Consider the following 15,961-nt stretch of genomic DNA (forward strand, 5'->3'; position numbering starts at 1 on the left):
CGTCCCGCTGTCGCAGAGCGCGTACGCCCGTGTGCCCCGAACCCCCTCTCCCCGCAGGCCCCTTACCGAGTGAGGGAGAGCCCCACGTGACCATCGCGCCAGCCGATCCGGTTTCAGCAGCCCTGGAGACCGGCAGTCCCGGAACTGCGCTGTTGCGGACCCTGACCGACCTCACCGCCGACCTCCCCGACACCGACCCCGGCCGGGTCGCCGCCGCCGCGTTGCGCGGCCGGTCCGCGCACGCGGACGAGGCGGAGTTGCGCGAGCTGGCCACCGAGGCGGCGGCCGGCCTCATCTCCGAGGATCCCGCCTACTCGCGGCTGGCCGCCCGCCTGTTGACCATCGGCATCCGCGCCGAGGCCGCCTCGCAAGGCGTCACGTCCTTCACCGAGTCCGTCTCGGTGGGGCACCGGGAAGGGCTCATCGCCGACCGGACCGCCGAGTTCGTACGCATCCACGCCGAGCGGCTCGACTCGCTCATCGCCCCCCAAGCCGACGACCGTTTCGGCTACTTCGGACTGCGTACGCTCCACAGCCGGTACCTCCTCCGGCACCCGATCACCCGCAAGGTCATCGAGACGCCCCAGCACTTCATGTTGCGCGTCGCCTCTGGGCTCGCCGAGGACGACAGCACCCGTTCCGTCGACGAAGTCGCCGCGCTCTACCGCCTGATGAGCCGCCTCGACTACCTGCCCTCCTCCCCCACCCTCTTCAACTCCGGTACACGGCACCCCCAGATGTCGTCCTGCTACCTCCTCGACTCCCCGAAGGACGAGCTGGACTCCATCTACGAGCGCTACCACCAGGTCGCCCGGCTCTCGAAGCACGCGGGCGGCATCGGCATCGCGTACTCCCGGATCCGTTCCCGCGGTGCGCTGATCCGCGGCACGAACGGGCACTCCAACGGCATCGTCCCGTTCCTCAAAACCCTGGACGCCTCGGTCGCCGCCGTGAACCAGGGCGGCCGGCGCAAGGGTGCCGCAGCCGTCTACCTGGAGACCTGGCACTCCGACATCGAGGAGTTCCTGGAGCTGCGCGACAACACCGGTGAGGACGCCCGGCGTACGCACAACCTGAACCTCGCGCACTGGATCCCGGACGAGTTCATGCGCCGGGTCGACGAGGACGGCCTGTGGTCCCTCTTCTCCCCCTCCGACGTGCCCGAACTGATCGACCTGTGGGGCGAGGAGTTCGACGCCGCGTACCGCAAGGCGGAGGCTGACGGCCTCGCCAGGAAGACCATCCCGGCCCGCGATCTGTACGGCCGCATGATGCGCACCCTCGCGCAGACCGGCAACGGCTGGATGACCTTCAAGGACACCGCCAACCGCACCGCCAACCAGACCGCCCTGCCCGGCCACACGGTCCACTCCTCCAACCTCTGCACGGAGATCCTGGAGGTGACGGACGACGGGGAGACGGCGGTCTGCAATCTGGGGTCCGTGAATCTGGGTGCCTTTGTCGACATGACGACCGGCGATCTCGACTGGGAACGGCTCGACGCCACCGTCCGTACCGCCGTCACCTTCCTCGACCGCGTCGTCGACATCAACTTCTACCCGACCGAGCAGGCGGGTAGGTCGAATGCGCGCTGGCGCCCTGTCGGTCTGGGCGCGATGGGTCTCCAGGACGTGTTCTTCAAGTTGCGGCTTCCCTTCGACTCCCCGGAGGCCAAGGCCCTCTCCACCCGCATCGCCGAGCGCATCATGCTCGCCGCGTACGAGGCCTCCGCCGACCTCGCCGAGCGCAGCGGCCCGCTCCCGGCCTGGGAGAAGACCCGTACGGCCCGGGGGGTGCTGCACCCCGACCACTTCCCGGGCGTCCGCCTGACCTGGCCCGAGCGCTGGGCGGCCTTGCGCGAGCGCATCGCCACCACCGGCATGCGCAACTCGCTCCTGCTCGCCATCGCGCCCACCGCCACGATCGCCTCCATCGCAGGCGTCTACGAGTGCATCGAGCCGCAGGTCTCCAACCTCTTCAAGCGCGAGACCCTGTCGGGCGAGTTCCTCCAGGTCAACTCGTACCTGGTGAACGAGCTGAAGGAGCTGGGCGTCTGGGACGCCCGCACCCGCGAGGCGCTGCGCGAGGCGAACGGTTCGGTGCAGGACTTCGCCTGGATCCCCGAGGACGTACGACGGCTCTACCGCACGGCGTGGGAGATCCCGCAGCGCGGGCTGATCGACATGGCCGCGGCCCGCACCCCGTTCCTGGACCAGTCCCAGTCCGTGAACCTCTTCATGGAGACGCCGACCATCGGCAAGCTCTCCTCGATGTACGCGTACGCCTGGAAGTCGGGCCTGAAGACGACGTACTACCTGCGCTCGCGCCCGGCGACCCGCATCGCCCGCGCGGCCGGTTCCTCCTCGGCCGCCGCCCCCGTCCCCGTACAGCAAGCCGCCGACCCCGACGCGGTCGCCTGCTCCCTGGAAAACCCCGAGTCCTGCGAGGCCTGCCAGTAATCATGAGTGACAAGAACCTGCTCGACCCGGGCTTCGAGCTGACCCTCCGCCCCATGCGCTACCCCGACTTCTACGAGCGCTACCGGGACGCGATCAAGAACACCTGGACCGTGGAGGAAGTGGACCTCCACTCGGATGTGACAGATCTCGCGAAACTGTCACCCGGCGAGCAGCACCTCATCGGCCGGCTCGTCGCATTCTTCGCGACCGGCGACTCGATCGTCGCCAACAACCTGGTGCTCACCCTCTACAAGCACATCAACTCCCCCGAGGCAAGGCTCTACTTGAGCCGTCAGCTCTTCGAGGAGGCCGTGCACGTCCAGTTCTATCTGACGCTCCTGGACACCTACCTCCCCGACCCGGAGGACCGCGCCGCCGCATTCGACGCGGTCGAGAACATCCCGTCCATCCGCGAGAAGGCCGAGTTCTGCTTCAAGTGGATGGACTCGGTGGAGAAGATCGACCGGCTGGAGAGCAAAGCCGACCGCCGCCGATTCCTCCTCAATCTCATCTGCTTCGCCGCGTGCATCGAGGGCCTGTTCTTCTACGGCGCCTTCGCGTACGTCTACTGGTTCCGCAGCCGCGGCCTGCTGCACGGCCTGGCGACCGGCACCAACTGGGTTTTCCGGGACGAGACTTGCCACATGGACGCCGCGTTCGCCGTGGTCGACACCGTCCGCAAGGAAGAGCCGGATCTCTTCGACGAGGAGCTGGACCGGCAGATCACCGACATGCTCCGGGAGGCCGTCGAGGCCGAGCTGCAGTTCGCGCGCGACCTGTGCGGTGACGGTCTCCCGGGCATGAACACCGACTCGATGCGCCAGTACCTGGAGTGCGTCGCCGACCAGCGACTCGCACGCCTCGGCCTGGCACCCGTCTACGGCTCCGAGAACCCCTTCTCCTTCATGGAGTTGCAGGGCGTTCAGGAGCTGACCAACTTCTTCGAGCGCCGGCCTTCGGCGTACCAGGTGGCGGTGGAGGGTTCGGTCGGCTTCGACGAGGACTTCTGATCCTCCGGGTGCCCCTGCTCGGCCTCCCTGAGCTGACGGTCGATGCGCCGGTCGCGCACGATGCCGATCACTGCGGGGAGGACGAGCAGGACCAGGATTCCGAGGACGGTGAGCATTCCGATCAGTGCTTCCATGCGTGTCGTATCCATGGACACTACTGTCGCGCCGATTGCTCCTTACGGTCAGTGGCAGGACTGCCGCACACCCTCGAATTCCTGCCATCTCTCAGGCATACTGGCGGCATGCTGCTGTGCCATCCCGGGGGACGCGGCATCCGACAGCGGCTCCGCCGCGGGCCGGACCCCCGGCCGAAGTCCCTGTTGACCTGCGCATCCATGCGAGGTGGGTCATGCTGAGCAACGTGGCCGCCGTCCTGCTCGACGGTGTGCATCCCTTTGAACTCGGCGTCCTCTGCGAGGTGTTCGGCCTCGACCGCAGCGACGAGGGCCTGCCCGGGTACGACTTCGCGGTCGTCTCCGCGGAGGGCCCGTCGCTCAGCACCCATGTCGCCGGGTTCACGGTCTCCACGCCGTACGGCCTCGACCGGCTCGAAGAGGCCGACCTGATCGCCGTACCGGCCGGGAGCGACTACATCGGGCGCGACTATCCGCCCGAGATGCTCGACGCCCTGCGCCGGGCCGCCGACCGCGGGGCCCGCGTGCTCAGCGTCTGCTCCGGTGTCTTCGTGCTGGGCGCGGCCGGGCTCCTCGACGGACGGCGCTGCGCGGTGCACTGGCGGCAGGCTGACGAACTCGCTCTCCGCTATCCGCGGGCGATCGTCGAACCCGATGTGCTGTACGTCGACGAGGACCCGGTGATCACCTCGGCCGGCACCGCCTCCGGTATCGACGCCTGTCTGCACATCGTCCGCAAGGAACAGGGCACGGAGGTGGCCAACAAGATCGCCCGTCGGATGATCGTGCCGCCGCACCGCGACGGCGGCCAGGCGCAGTACGTCGAGCGCCCGCTGCCCCTCTCCTCGTGCGACACGGTCGGCGAGGTCCTGGTGTGGATGGAGCGCCACCTCGACGAGGAGATGACCGTCGAGCAGCTCGCCGCCCGTGCGCATATGTCCCCGCGCACCTTCGCGCGCCGTTTCCAGCAGGAGACCGGCACCACGCCGTACCGCTGGATCCTGCGCCAACGGGTGCTGCTGGCCCAGCAGTTGCTGGAGGCGACGGACGAGACGATGGACGCGATCGCGGGCCGCACGGGGTTCGGTACGGCGGCGGCGCTGCGGCATCAGTTCGTACGGGCGCTGGGGACCACGCCGAACGCCTACCGGCGCACGTTCAGGGGCCCACAGGCCGAGCCCGAGGTCGCCTGAACGTGCGCCGCCCGCGGATCGGTACGCGGTTCAGCGCGGTATGGCCTTCAGCAGCAGCCGGGTGGGCTGGAGCGTGAGGCCGACATGGGTCGAGCGGTCTGCCTCGGGCAGGAACTCGAAGCGCCATTTCGGGATCACCGTCGCCAGGATGATGGCGAGTTCGGCCATCGAGAAGTGGTCGCCGGGGCACTTGCGATTGCCCACGCTGAACGGAACCATCGCGTGCTTCGGGACGTCCTTGGCGCGTTCCGGAAGCCAGCGGTCGGGGTCGAACTCCAGATGCCGCTCGTACGACCTCGGATCGCGCTGGACGGCCATCGGGCTGTAGACGACATCCGCACCGGCCGGAATGCGATACCCGCCGAGTTCGGTTTCGGCGAATGCCCGCCGGGTCAGTATCCACACCGCCGGGCGCAGTCGAAGTGCCTCGGTGATGACATTGTTCGTGTGCGTGAGCTTCCTGACGTCACCGATCGTGATCGTCCGGTCACCCACAACGGATTCGACTTCTTCGCGCAGCCGCTCCGCGTGTTCCGGGTGTTCGGTGAGCAGGTCCAAGATCCACATCAGCTGGACGCCGGTCGTTTCACTGCTCGCCGTCAGAAACGAAATGACCTGATCGTGCAACTCCTGGTCGCTGATCGGCTCGCCATTCTCGTCCTTCGCCTCGAACAGGACCGACAGCAAATCGTCGGGGCCGTCCATGGGGGCGCGGCGGCGCTCGGCGATGAGTTCGTCGGTGAGCCGGTGCATTTCGGCCAGCGCGCGGTCGAATTCGCGGTGGGAGGGGAGCGGCAGCCGGTAGAACGGCCCGAACGACAGGCACATCCGCCGGAACAGTCGTGTGATCACGATGTGGAGTGCGGCGTTCAGCCGGTCGGAGAGTTCGTCGATGTTCTTGGTCCTGAGCAGGCAGCGGGCCATGACGCGGATGGCGATACGGAAGGCTTCCGCCGTGACGTCGACCGTGTCACCGGGCTTCCAGCGCTCGGCGAGGGCGCGCGCCTCCTCGACCATCACCGACTCGTACCGCTGGATCGCGTCCATGCGCAGCGGGGGCTGGATCGTCCGCCGCTGGCGCCGGTGCGTGGCGCCGTTACTGGTCACGACTCCCTTGCCGAGGAGGACTTCCACGGTGTCCCACAGCGGTCCGCCGATCCCGAAGTCGGGGCTCAGGCCCAGGGCTCCGGTGTGTTCCGGACTGTTGATGGCGTACACCGTCTTCGGTCCCAGCCTGATCCGGACGATGTCGCCGTGGTCGCGCAGCCGGGTGAGGAAGTCCACCGGGTCGCGCGCCATCTTCCAGCTGTGGCCGAGGACGGGCAGTGCGCCCCCGGCGAATTCGGGTTCGAGCGGCTTCGAGGCGGCCTCGGTCGCCTCGGGTTGTGCGGACTCGACGGTCATTTCTCACCTGCCGCTTCATTGTTGACGTAGGGGGGTGTGGAGCGGTCGTCCCAGCTGTCGACCCGGTACCGGCCGGACTCGTGGTGGAACCAGTACACGGAACTGAACCAGTTCCGCATATTGAACAGACACGCCCGTACGGCAGCCGCTAATGCCGCGTCGCGAACGGATCCGTTGTCGAGCCTGTCTGCGTACCGCAATACCTTCTCTTCCACGAGGAGGAATTCGGTGATGGTGCCCTGGACTCGACGCCGTACTTCCGTGATGGCCTCGTTCAGCGTCAGCCCCTCGTGGTGAATGAGGCTGATACCGAGATTGTGGACCTCATCTCCCGCGATTTCCTTGGGGAGTGAGCACAGATCGTTGTACCAGGCGGCGAAATCCTGGCACAGAAGGGCCGCCCGCCGGTATGCGGGATTCTTCAGTACGGCGGTGGGGAGTTCGTACTCCGCGCTCGGCTCCAGCAGATCGAGCCAGATCCAGTGCGCGAACGTCAGCCGCCGCAGTACGAGATAGTCCTCGACGGTGGGCACGATTCCCGACGTACGGTTGCGGAATTCCCGGTCGTACGCCTCGATGACCGCGTGGAAATGCCGCGCGAAGCGGGCGTTCCACCGCTTGCTCAGGTACGAGTACAGCCGCACCATGCTGTCCGCGAACCCCGCGACCAAGGGGTCCCTGTGGTGCAGATGGTCCCAGGGAGAGTCGAGGGCCGCGTGCAGCTGGTGTTTGAGTCGTCGCCAGGCCACCGGCCTTCTGTGGATCACGTCACGGTCGTGCCGGTCGTCCCAGACGAAGAACCACGCGCTGTAGTCCGCGATCGCCTGGAGGACGTCGTCCGGTGCACCGATGTAGTAGCCGGCCATCAGGTCCGTGTAGCACAGCTCATCGGCGTAAGCCGCGACCTTGTCGGGCGACATCAGGTGCTTTTCCAGTAGCCAGGCTCGGGTGTTCTCCTGAAGCCTGGGCCAGTACGGGTGGAGTTGTCGGGGAAACTCGGTCTCGATCACCGGAAGAGTGAGCGCCGGTGGAACCACGACCCGGGTGTGCGTTGTTGCGGTGCTCTGTGAGAAAGCAGGCACGAACAAACCCCTCTCAGCCGCCTGTTGACATATGCCCCTCTTGTTCCGCTGGGCATGTGTCGCTTGCGTATCCCCGCCCCTCCATGAAGCACCACAACCGACTGGTAGGGAACAGATCTGCTCCTCGCACTACCCCATGGTGCCGAGAACGCCCTCTTGCGTGACTTGTTTTGGTTCTATGATGAACAAAAAGGATCGAACGTCCGACGGACACACGAACGACGCCTGGTCGGGAGGGATTTCCGACCAGGCGTGATTCGTATCGAGATGCGTGGGCCCCAACTGTCGTTTTCTGTCCCTGCCGTTCAGCAGTAGTTCAGAAGGCGGTCGCCACGGGGTCGACAGCGGACGCGGAGGGTCAGTCGTTGGCCACGACCGGGTAGCGCGGTTCGTTCTCGGCCATCTGCCGCAGCGCATCCTTGCGTTCGCGCTTGGAGAGCCGGTCGATGTAGAGGTAGCCGTACAGGTGGTCCGTCTCGTGCTGGAGGCAGCGCGCGAAGTAGCCCGTGCCGCGCACCTTGATCGGGTTTCCCTTCTCGTCCTGTCCGGTGACCTCGGCGTAGTCGGGGCGGGCCAGCGGCGCGTACGCGGTCGGCACGGACAGACAGCCTTCGTTGCTCTCGTCCAACTGGCGCCGGTCGGCGGGCAGTTCCACCAGCTTCGGGTTGCAGACCACGCCGACGTGGCGCTTGCCCTCGTCGTCCCCGCAGTCGTAGACGAAGACCTTCAGATCGACGCCGACCTGGTTGGCGGCCAGGCCCACGCCCTCGGCGGTGCGCTGGCTGGCGAACATGTCATCGACCAGCTTGGCCAGCTCGTCGCCGAAGTCGGTGACGTCCTTGCACTCCTTGTGCAGCACGGGATTCCCGACGACCGTGATGGGCCGCGAGGTGCCGCGCTCGCGATACGCCGCCTCGCGCTCCTCGCAGTCCTCCGTGTCGATGACGAAGCCTTCGTCGTCCACGGGGAGCACGCCCGCGTGCTGCTGATCGGTGTCCTGCTGCGCCATGACCGACGTTTGCCTTCCTGGGATCCTCAAGAAAAAGTTCGGGTACAGCCTACGGCGATGGCTGAGCGGCTTTCCGCGCCCCGTGAGGAGCACAGCCGTCCGGCCCCCGTAAGGTGCGCAGCCGTCTAACAGACTTCTTCCAGATCCCGCCAGTCACGGGTGTCCGGGCTGTCCGCGACCCAGCCGTCGAGCAGACCACGCACCAGCGAGGCAGGGGCCGCGAGGCCACACTCGCGCTCCGGCATCCACAGCGACCCGTCGGTGCGATGGCCGAGCGGCCCGGGATGCCCGGGCTCGCTGTGGTCGTGCGGGTCGAGATGCTCGCCGTCGCCCTCGTCGGACGGCATGCGGGACTCCGAGCACATACGGCACAGCAGCCGCACCGAGGACGACCAGTCCTCGGCTGCGAAGCCGGCGTCGGCCGCGAGCCGCTCCAGGGCGTCCCGGTCGTCCTCGGTCTCCGCTTCCAGGAGTACGACCCAGGTGGGGACCGGTGAGGGCGCCCACAGCTCGATCTCGTCGAACACGGGATACGCGTGCCCGGCGGCCGTGGTCCGCTCGCCGTGCGGTACGCCGTCGTGCAAGACGACCTCGCCCCAGCGCCGCCCGGAGGACGGCAGCGGAATGGACAGCACCTCGATCCGGGCCGGGTCCAGCCGGCGCCCCCATACGACCTCGGCCTCGCCCTCGGGCGACAGCCGTACGGCCGCGCTGCCCAGCTCCATCCCGACCGGTTCTCCGGAGGCGGTGGCACCGCCGGGTACCTTCAGCCCGTACGCCTGCCAGGCCCGGCGGGCGAGGGGCCAGTCCTGCAGAGCGGTGGCCGCGATGCCCACGTTCCACCAGTCGGGCGCCCCGGTCTCCCGGTCGAGCAGCGCCACGGCCCTGAGGCCTGCGGCTCGCGCCTGCTCCCAGTCGTGCCGGAACTTGTGCAGCAGGGCGAGGTTGAACCAGGACTCGGACAGCCAGGGCTCCAGGTCCGCCGCGCGCGTCAGCAGCGCCCCCGCGTCCTCGTACCGGCCGTCGCCGATCAGCGTGAACGCGCGGTCGGTGGCCTGCCGCCATGAGGCGGAGGGCCGGTGCCGTCCCTTGCCGAAGATCCTCACGATTCCCGCCTGCCAGTTCGTCGAAGAGCGTGCAGCCTCGGGCTGGACTGTGCCCCCTGTTGTCCTCTTCCTCGCATCCAACCACGTACGGCCGGACGGGCGCTCATTACCCAGGGGTTACCCAGCTTGGACCGGGGTCAGACCGCCTGACCTCCTCCCTCCCCTCCCTCCCTGGGTCCATGCCGGTCCGGCGGTCGACGGGGCCGCCGAGGGACGGTTCAGTGCGCCACGTCGGAGGCGAGTGCCTTGGCCAACTGTTCCACCGTGGCCGGTGACTCGCGCTGGAACGCGGCGAGATCGAGGCCGTCGTCGCCCTTGACGGTGAGCAGGGCACGGTCGCCGACGGCGACGACGATGACGTGACCCGAACCGCAGCGGGCCACCACCTCGCGAAGCGCACCCACCCCGGCGGTTTCGGCCATGCGACGTCCCACGCCGAGGGTCGCGGCGGCGAGGGCGGCGACCGACTCGGGGTGAACGGTGTCGGTGTCCGCGACGACAAGGAGGCCGTCCACGGTGGACAGGACGCTCTCGGAGACCCCCATCACCCGTTCACGCAGCGAGGTCAGAATGCCGGTCAGGGAATCGGGCGGTGGGATTTCGGTCATGGATCGTGCTCCTAGGGTTCTGGCATATGCGGTGCTGATATGTTCGATAGGGGCTCGACGGAGTCAGCCGGAGGAGTCAGCCGTTGCATTTAGTCGTTGCAGTAAGCCGTTGCAGTCAGTCGGAATCCGGGAGATCGCGCAGCGCCCGGCGGACGCGCCGCAGCATTTCGATCGAGGGCGCCTCGGCGGCCAGTTCCTCGGCCGACAGCATCGACAAGAGAGCGGGCGGGAGTGCGGACGCGACCGCGGGCGGGTTCGCGCTACAGGGCTCCGGGGGCGCACCACGTCGGGGCAACGGCCGGCGTACGGGCAACGGTGTCCGCGCGGGTAAGGAAGCGGGTTCGGCATCCGGCGGAGGGCGGGCGTCCGTCGTGGCGCTTTCCCGCTTGTGTTCCTGCTCTTGGTCTTGTTCTTGCGAGGGCGCGGCTACTTCGCGTTCCCGGGGCTGTGCCGCTCGGTCGTCGTCGGTGCTCACTACCCTCCCTTCTTCTGCTGTCCGACGTCCTGTGCGGGGGACACGCCGCCGGGTCTGCGCTTCGGCAGCGGCGCGGCCTTGGGTGCCTGTACGGGGGTGGGTGCCGATGCGGCGGTGGTCGCGCCGGCCTGCGGTACACGAGGCGCGGTGCTCGGCCGGCCGTCGGCGGTGGTCCCGGTCTCCCACTGGACGAGGTGGAGGGCCTCCATGCGGATCAGGTCCAGCATGACCGCGTACAGTCCGCGGCCCAGCGCGAAGGCGATGTCACGTGGCGTACGACGTCCGTTGACACTGTCCAGGACGTCCCGGTGGCGACGTGCGAGCCATCCGTCGGAGCCACGGGGCCCCTCCCCGGCGACCGGAGCGGGCCGGACACGTGTCAGCTCGCCCGGCGGCCCCCACAAACGTGACAGCAGCGCCATACGCCGGGAGGTCTCCTCGGTCAGCTGCCGCGGCTCGACTCCCGGCTCCGCGACGAGCGCGGGCTCCCGGTCGCTCAGCTCCCAACTGCCCGGAGGGCTCAGCGCCATGGCGAACGCAGCGTCGAACACGGCCGCGGTGCAGACGACTTCGAGTTCGGCGGCGCCGATCAGGCCCTCGGCCACCAGGTGTCCGCCCAGCCGGTCCGCGTTGGGCTCCGCGGCGCACGCGGCCAGCCAGTCCTCGTCACCGATCCGCCCCGAGGTGAGGAGCGCCGATGTGGCGGTCGGCGACCCGGGCGTCTCGATCGCGCCCACCAGCCCGTTCCGCAGGTGAATCGCTCCGCCCGGTAAGCCGGAGACGCGCACCGTTCCACTGAAGCCCTCTGCGCGTAGCCCCTGCAGCAGCGCGGGCACATTGCGTGCCGTGGGCGCCATCACGCCAGTACCTCTGAGGCCTGGTCGCCCAGACTGCGCAGGGCCAGTGCCACATTGACCCGGTCCCGGTCGAGGCCGGCCGCCAGTATCAGCGGATCGCCCCCCGGTCGCGCCACGGAGAACAGCACATGGTGGCGTTTCGTGGTGGTGGTGACCACGCTCTCCAACTCCCCGTCGGCACCTGCCGCGCCCAGCCGTTCGGCGATGAGGGCGGCGAACTCGGAGACCTCCGGTCCGTCCCCGCCTCGGCGATGTCTCCCGCGACGGCGTAGGTCAGGCCGGTGACCGCGTCGACGAGAGCGACGCCGGTGACTCCCGGGGAATCGAGGAGCCGGTCCAGGGAAGCCTGGAGCGCCGTAGTCATTCCCCCATTCGCCCTCCACCTCCCTGGGTCGCACAGTACTTTGAACGTCAACTTTCATAACTCACAACAAAGTTGACCACTTGCAACCCACAAGCACTTGCATCCGATCGTAGATGGCCGGACATCGACCGGTCAGCAGCACCGAGGAATTGGGGCAAGACCATGAACATCGACACCGCGCTCAAGGAAGCCATGGCGGTGGAGGGCGCGATCGGCATCGCCCTCGTCGACTACGAAAGCGGCATGTCGCTCGGCACGCTCGGTGGCGGCCAGGGCCTCGACCTGGAACTCGCGGCAGCAGGCAACACCGAAGTCGTACGCGCCAAGATGCGCACCCTGGCCTCGCTGGCCATGGACGACGTGATCGAGGACATCCTGATCACGCTGGGCAAGCAGTACCACCTGATCCGGCCGCTCACCAGCAGCAAGGGGACGCTCTTCCTCTACCTGGCACTCGACCGGTCCCGCAGCAACCTGGCGCTGGCCCGGCATGCCCTGAAGCGGATCGAGAGCGGCCTGGAGGTCTGAACAGGCCCTCGACCGAACCCGCTGACGTACATACACGTAGACCGTGATCCTGGTGGGATCACGGTCTACGTGTATGTACGTCACGCATGTACGGCACGTCTGGAGATCAGGACTCCTGCGGCGTCGCCTGGGGCGAGGCCGTCACGTCGTGGTCGGGCACGGTCTCGCCGGAGCGGATCATCTCGATACGGCCCAGGACCTTCGACCGCAGATCGGTCGGCACGTCATCATGGCCGCAGCACCGCTTGACCAGCTTCTTCACGGCCTCTTCGAGCCCGTACTTCTCCAGGCACGGCGAGCACTCCCGGAAGTGCTGCTTGTACTTGTCGCGATCAGCGGACGGAATCTCACTGTCGAGGAACTCGTAGAGATGATCGAGTACCTCACTGCAGTCCGTCTCGTGCGGCTCTCCGCAGCTCATGACCCCGAGCCTTTCGTTCCGTCCGACTCTCCGGCGCCAGCCGGGACCAGGCCACGGTCCTTGGCGTAGTCCTCGAGCATGCCGCGCAGTTGGCGGCGGCCCCGGTGCAGCCGGGACATCACCGTACCGATGGGTGTCCCCATGATGTCCGCGATCTCCTTGTACGCAAAGCCCTCTACGTCCGCGAGATAGACGGCGATGCGGAACTCCTCGGGGATCGCCTGGAGCGCTTCCTTGACGTCCGAGTCGGGCAGGTGGTCGAGTGCCTGCGACTCGGCGGAGCGCAGACCGGTGGACATGTGCGACTCGGCGCGCGCCAGCTGCCAGTCCTCGATCTCCTCGGCCGCACTGCGCTGGGGTTCGCGCTGCTTCTTGCGGTACGAGTTGATGAAGGTGTTCGTGAGAATCCGGTACAGCCAGGCCTTGAGGTTGGTGCCCTCGCGGAACTGGTGGAAGGACGCGTAAGCCTTCGCGTACGTCTCCTGCACCAGGTCCTCGGCGTCGGCCGGATTGCGCGTCATCCGCAGCGCGGCCGAGTACATCTGGTCGAGGAATTCCATCGCGTCCCGCTCGAAGCGCGCGTTGCGCTCGGCGGTCGACTCCGTACGGCTGCCCTGGCCCTCGGGCTGCTCCGCCTGGCCGTATTCGGTCCCTGCGTCGGTCCCAGTGACCGGACCCACCTCCTCAAACGATGTCGTAGAACCGAAACCGGTCCCACTCGAATCGGAGGATAGACGACCTGCGGTCGGGGCGGGGCGCCGATTGGGTCCACCCGCTGCCCGTACGGGGCCGGTCTTTGCCGCATGCAGGACGGACCAGTCCAGGTCAGTTGCACTGCTGCGGTTCGGGCAGATGGTCGAACCCATGCGGCGGACTTCCTCTCGTACGAACGGTAAGTACTCGGTGTGAGTACTTCTGCCGCTCTCAACAGAGGCCGTGACCGCGGCATTCCCATCCCTGTGACACCGGCTCACGCGAGTGACGTAATCCACTTCACGACCCCGTCGGTGAGGATCTTCAGCGCCTGTTCCTGCCCGATCTCCGCCCGCTTGGGCACGGCGAAACCGTGATCTCCGTACGGCACCTCCACGAGGTCGTAAGCACCTTCCGGGAACTCCTCCGGCTTCCCGAACGGATCGTTGCCGCCCTGAACGACGAGGGTGGGCACACCGGCCCCGAGCAGCTCGTCGGCGCGCGACTTCTCCGGCTTGCCCGGCGGGTGGAGGGGGAAGCTGAGCGCGAGGACGGCGTGGGCGTCCAGTTCCTTCGCCGTACGACAGGCCACGCGGGCGCCCGCGCTACGACCGCCCGCCACGACCGGCAGACCGGGCCCGGCGAGCGTCGGCCAGATCCCGCGCCAGCCGGTGTCGAGCGTCTTCGGCGGGGGCGCCAGCTTCTTGCCCGCCACCCGCCAGGGCTGCTCGACGAGGGCCACGGTCACGCCGTGCGCGGGGAGCCCGGCAGCGAGGGCGCGCAGATCCCGCGCCTCGATGCCGCCGCCGGCCCCGTGGCTCACGGCGAGCACCAGCCGCGCCCGCTGCGCCCGGTGCCAGGTGACGCGGGCCGTACCCGCGTCCGTCTCCACAAGTTCGCTTTCGTTGCTTTGTGTCACATCAGAAGAGTGTGCCTTCCTCGGGCCCTTCCAGCTCCTCCAGCAGCTCCGGGCCGTTGTTGCGTACGTTGCTGACCGCCGTGGAGACCGGGTACGCGCGCATCAGCCCCGGCGGGGGCAGCTCGAGCAGGGAGCGCAGGTCCTCGACGTCCGTGCGGGACGGATCGAGCCAGGAGTCCCAGCGGTCGGGGGTGAGCATCAGGGGCATACGGGGATGGATGTCGGCCAGCGTGTACGGGCCCTCGGCCGGGGCCACCGCGAGGGGCGACTTCTCCGCCTCGGTCGTGATGACGGAGCAGGTCACCCACCAGGACTGCGGATGGTCGTCGGGCAGCGTCTTGTCCCGCCAGAACTCGTACAGCCCGGCCATCGCGAAGACGGAACCATCGGCGGGCAGCACGAAGTACGGCTGCTTGCGCGGCCGTTTCTTCTTGCCCTCGGCCTCCAGGTCGCGCTCGGCCTTGCCGGTCACCCACTCGTAGTAGCCGTCCGCGGGGATGATGCAGCGCCGGGTGGAGAAGGCCCGCCGGTACGAGGGCTTCTCGTGCACGGTCTCCGCCCGGGCGTTGATCATCCGGGCACCGCCCTCGGGGGTCTTCGACCAGGACGGCACCAGGCCCCACTTGAGCCGGCGCAGTTGCCGAACCGGTTTCGGGTCCTCGGCGTCCTTAAGAGGACGGTCGAGTACCGCGTAGACGTCCTTGGTGGGAGCCACGTTGTAGTCGGGTTCGAACTCTTCCTCCGGCTCCCACTTCTCGACTTCAAAGATTCCTGCGAGATCCTCAGGCCTACGACTTGACGCAAAACGTCCGCACATACTTGCCACACTGCCATGCTTGGCGCGACGACGAGGAGACTCCCGCACACAATGGAAGCCACCGCAGCCACCTCGCTGGCCACCCTCTGGGACGAGGTGTTCGGCAGCCAGCCCGACCCCGACATCTGGGTGGTCGGCGCCACCATGGTCGCCGCTCTCGCCGTGATCGTCCCGCACGGCCTGTGGCGGCTCTCGCGCAACGCCATCACCATCGCCCACGAGGGTGGCCACGGTCTGGTCGCGCTGCTCACCGGCCGCAGCCTCAGCGGTATACGGCTGCACTCCGACACCAGCGGCCTCACGGTCAGCCGCGGCAAGCCGACCGGTCTCGGCATGATCCTCACCGCGGCGGCGGGCTACACCGCTCCCCCGCTGCTGGGCCTCGGCGGCGCCGCGCTCCTCGCCGCGGGCCGCATCACCGCGCTCCTGTGGCTGGCAACGCTGCTCCTCGTCGCGATGCTGGTGATGATCCGCAACGCGTACGGCGCCCTCACGGTGCTCCTCACCGGCGGCACGTTCGTGGTGGTGTCCTGGCTGACGGGGCCCCAGGTCCAGGCGGCGTTCGCGTACGCGGGGGTCTGGTTCCTGCTGCTGGGCGGTGTACGCCCGGCCTTCGAACTCCAGGCCAAGCGCAGCCGAGGCGGCGCGGGCGACTCGGACGCGGACCAACTGTCGCGACTCACGCACGTCCCGGCCGGGATGTGGCTGTTCCTGTTCCACGCGGTGTCGCTGTGCTCCCTGATAGGCGGAGGCCGCTGGCTGCTGCAGGTCTGAAGGGCTCCGATGGGGCGCAGCCCCCATCAGGGGCACGGGGCTGTGTCGATATGCGGCTCCGCCGCGATGGTGGTCCCCCCGCTCATGGTGGTCCCCCCGCTCGAGCGA

At 68.1% G+C, this 15,961-nt stretch carries 17 protein-coding genes; 5 read left to right on the plus strand and 12 right to left on the minus strand.

Annotated elements, in window-relative coordinates; all coding sequences use genetic code 11:
* The first annotated feature begins 86 nt into the window (after positions 1 to 86).
* Together ACYVO6_RS43405 and ACYVO6_RS43410 are read left to right on the plus strand one after the other, a co-directional pair.
* Positions 87 to 2,459, plus strand: coding sequence for a ribonucleoside-diphosphate reductase subunit alpha (locus ACYVO6_RS43405; RefSeq protein WP_461071440.1), 2,373 nt, complete (start codon positions 87 to 89; stop codon positions 2,457 to 2,459).
* A 2-nt stretch (positions 2,460 to 2,461) separates the two neighbouring features.
* Entirely contained in the window at positions 2,462 to 3,469 is a 1,008-nt protein-coding gene (locus ACYVO6_RS43410) for a ribonucleotide-diphosphate reductase subunit beta (RefSeq protein ID WP_461071442.1), read from the plus strand.
* On the opposite strand, the gene ACYVO6_RS43415 is transcribed toward ACYVO6_RS43410, so the two are convergent.
* Positions 3,382 to 3,618, minus strand: a complete 237-nt coding sequence (locus ACYVO6_RS43415) for a hypothetical protein (RefSeq protein WP_352373982.1) — start codon at positions 3,616 to 3,618, stop codon at positions 3,382 to 3,384. The two genes, ACYVO6_RS43410 and ACYVO6_RS43415, sit on opposite strands and share 88 nt — an antisense overlap.
* A 200-nt stretch (positions 3,619 to 3,818) precedes the next feature.
* Here ACYVO6_RS43415 and ACYVO6_RS43420 point away from each other — a divergent pair, with 200 nt between their 5' ends.
* Positions 3,819 to 4,796, plus strand: coding sequence for a GlxA family transcriptional regulator (locus ACYVO6_RS43420; RefSeq protein ID WP_461071445.1), 978 nt, complete (start codon positions 3,819 to 3,821; stop codon positions 4,794 to 4,796).
* Positions 4,797 to 4,826: 30 nt separating this feature from the next.
* Here the strand turns inward: ACYVO6_RS43420 and ACYVO6_RS43425 are convergent, their stop codons facing one another.
* The 7 genes from ACYVO6_RS43425 to ACYVO6_RS43455 form a co-directional block, all read right to left on the minus strand.
* Complete coding sequence (locus tag ACYVO6_RS43425; RefSeq protein WP_461071447.1) at positions 4,827 to 6,200, minus strand: bifunctional albaflavenone monooxygenase/terpene synthase; 1,374 nt, start codon at positions 6,198 to 6,200, stop codon at positions 4,827 to 4,829.
* The gene (gene cyc1 / locus ACYVO6_RS43430) at positions 6,197 to 7,282 is read right to left on the minus strand and encodes an epi-isozizaene synthase (RefSeq protein WP_461071449.1); all 1,086 of its coding nucleotides are present in this window, start codon (positions 7,280 to 7,282) and stop codon (positions 6,197 to 6,199) included. Before cyc1 ends, ACYVO6_RS43425 begins: the two co-directional genes overlap by 4 nt.
* A 358-nt stretch (positions 7,283 to 7,640) precedes the next feature.
* Positions 7,641 to 8,291 carry a peptide deformylase gene (gene def / locus ACYVO6_RS43435; RefSeq protein WP_461071451.1) on the minus strand — a complete coding sequence of 217 codons (651 nt, stop codon included), beginning with the start codon at positions 8,289 to 8,291 and terminating at the stop codon, positions 7,641 to 7,643.
* Positions 8,292 to 8,416: 125 nt separating this feature from the next.
* Positions 8,417 to 9,397 (minus strand): tetratricopeptide repeat protein, encoded by a 981-nt coding sequence (locus tag ACYVO6_RS43440; RefSeq protein WP_461071453.1) that lies wholly within the window; start codon positions 9,395 to 9,397, stop codon positions 8,417 to 8,419.
* Between the two features lie 218 nt (positions 9,398 to 9,615).
* Positions 9,616 to 10,005, minus strand: a complete 390-nt coding sequence (locus ACYVO6_RS43445; protein ID WP_461071455.1) for a roadblock/LC7 domain-containing protein — start codon at positions 10,003 to 10,005, stop codon at positions 9,616 to 9,618.
* A gap of 474 nt (positions 10,006 to 10,479) precedes the next feature.
* Positions 10,480 to 11,340 carry a DUF4388 domain-containing protein gene (locus ACYVO6_RS43450; protein WP_461071457.1) on the minus strand — a complete coding sequence of 287 codons (861 nt, stop codon included), beginning with the start codon at positions 11,338 to 11,340 and terminating at the stop codon, positions 10,480 to 10,482.
* Positions 11,337 to 11,495 (minus strand): hypothetical protein, encoded by a 159-nt coding sequence (locus ACYVO6_RS43455; RefSeq protein WP_461071459.1) that lies wholly within the window; start codon positions 11,493 to 11,495, stop codon positions 11,337 to 11,339. Before ACYVO6_RS43455 ends, ACYVO6_RS43450 begins: the two co-directional genes overlap by 4 nt.
* Positions 11,496 to 11,863: 368 nt before the next feature.
* Between ACYVO6_RS43455 and ACYVO6_RS43460 the strand changes: the two genes are divergently transcribed.
* Entirely contained in the window at positions 11,864 to 12,229 is a 366-nt protein-coding gene (locus ACYVO6_RS43460) for a hypothetical protein (RefSeq protein WP_461071461.1), read from the plus strand.
* Between the two features lie 106 nt (positions 12,230 to 12,335).
* Here ACYVO6_RS43460 and rsrA read toward each other — a convergent pair whose 3' ends face one another.
* The 4 genes from rsrA to ACYVO6_RS43480 all read right to left on the minus strand — a co-directional run bounded on the left by rsrA (position 12,336) and on the right by ACYVO6_RS43480 (position 15,079).
* On the minus strand, positions 12,336 to 12,650 hold the full coding sequence (rsrA, locus tag ACYVO6_RS43465; RefSeq protein WP_461071463.1) for a mycothiol system anti-sigma-R factor: 315 nt from the start codon (positions 12,648 to 12,650) through the stop codon (positions 12,336 to 12,338).
* Positions 12,647 to 13,330 carry an RNA polymerase sigma factor SigR gene (sigR, locus tag ACYVO6_RS43470; protein WP_461071465.1) on the minus strand — a complete coding sequence of 228 codons (684 nt, stop codon included), beginning with the start codon at positions 13,328 to 13,330 and terminating at the stop codon, positions 12,647 to 12,649. The genes rsrA and sigR overlap by 4 nt, the downstream gene beginning before the upstream one ends.
* A gap of 290 nt (positions 13,331 to 13,620) precedes the next feature.
* Positions 13,621 to 14,262, minus strand: coding sequence for an alpha/beta hydrolase family protein (locus ACYVO6_RS43475; RefSeq protein ID WP_461071467.1), 642 nt, complete (start codon positions 14,260 to 14,262; stop codon positions 13,621 to 13,623).
* 1 nt (position 14,263) lies between these two features.
* Positions 14,264 to 15,079 carry an SOS response-associated peptidase gene (locus ACYVO6_RS43480; RefSeq protein WP_461071469.1) on the minus strand — a complete coding sequence of 272 codons (816 nt, stop codon included), beginning with the start codon at positions 15,077 to 15,079 and terminating at the stop codon, positions 14,264 to 14,266.
* A gap of 51 nt (positions 15,080 to 15,130) precedes the next feature.
* Here ACYVO6_RS43480 and ACYVO6_RS43485 point away from each other — a divergent pair, with 51 nt between their 5' ends.
* Positions 15,131 to 15,853: a M50 family metallopeptidase gene (locus ACYVO6_RS43485; RefSeq protein WP_461071471.1), complete on the plus strand. Its 723-nt coding sequence runs from the start codon at positions 15,131 to 15,133 to the stop codon at positions 15,851 to 15,853.
* Positions 15,854 to 15,961: the final 108 nt, after the last annotated feature.

The organism is Streptomyces pseudoechinosporeus (assembly GCF_054783935.1).

Excerpts from the sequence above, each read along its gene's own strand:
- ACYVO6_RS43415 (WP_352373982.1), bottom strand. The coding sequence starts at position 3,618 with ATGGATACGACACGCATGGAAGCACTGATCGGAATGCTCACCGTCCTC.
- ACYVO6_RS43420 (WP_461071445.1), top strand. The coding sequence starts at position 3,819 with ATGCTGAGCAACGTGGCCGCCGTCCTGCTCGACGGTGTGCATCCCTTT.
- ACYVO6_RS43445 (WP_461071455.1), bottom strand. The coding sequence starts at position 10,005 with ATGACCGAAATCCCACCGCCCGATTCCCTGACCGGCATTCTGACCTCG.
- ACYVO6_RS43480 (WP_461071469.1), bottom strand. The coding sequence starts at position 15,079 with ATGTGCGGACGTTTTGCGTCAAGTCGTAGGCCTGAGGATCTCGCAGGA.
- def (WP_461071451.1), bottom strand. The coding sequence starts at position 8,291 with ATGGCGCAGCAGGACACCGATCAGCAGCACGCGGGCGTGCTCCCCGTG.
- ACYVO6_RS43425 (WP_461071447.1), bottom strand. The coding sequence starts at position 6,200 with ATGACCGTCGAGTCCGCACAACCCGAGGCGACCGAGGCCGCCTCGAAG.
- ACYVO6_RS43460 (WP_461071461.1), top strand. The coding sequence starts at position 11,864 with ATGAACATCGACACCGCGCTCAAGGAAGCCATGGCGGTGGAGGGCGCG.
- ACYVO6_RS43410 (WP_461071442.1), top strand. The coding sequence starts at position 2,462 with ATGAGTGACAAGAACCTGCTCGACCCGGGCTTCGAGCTGACCCTCCGC.
- rsrA (WP_461071463.1), bottom strand. The coding sequence starts at position 12,650 with ATGAGCTGCGGAGAGCCGCACGAGACGGACTGCAGTGAGGTACTCGAT.
- ACYVO6_RS43485 (WP_461071471.1), top strand. The coding sequence starts at position 15,131 with ATGGAAGCCACCGCAGCCACCTCGCTGGCCACCCTCTGGGACGAGGTG.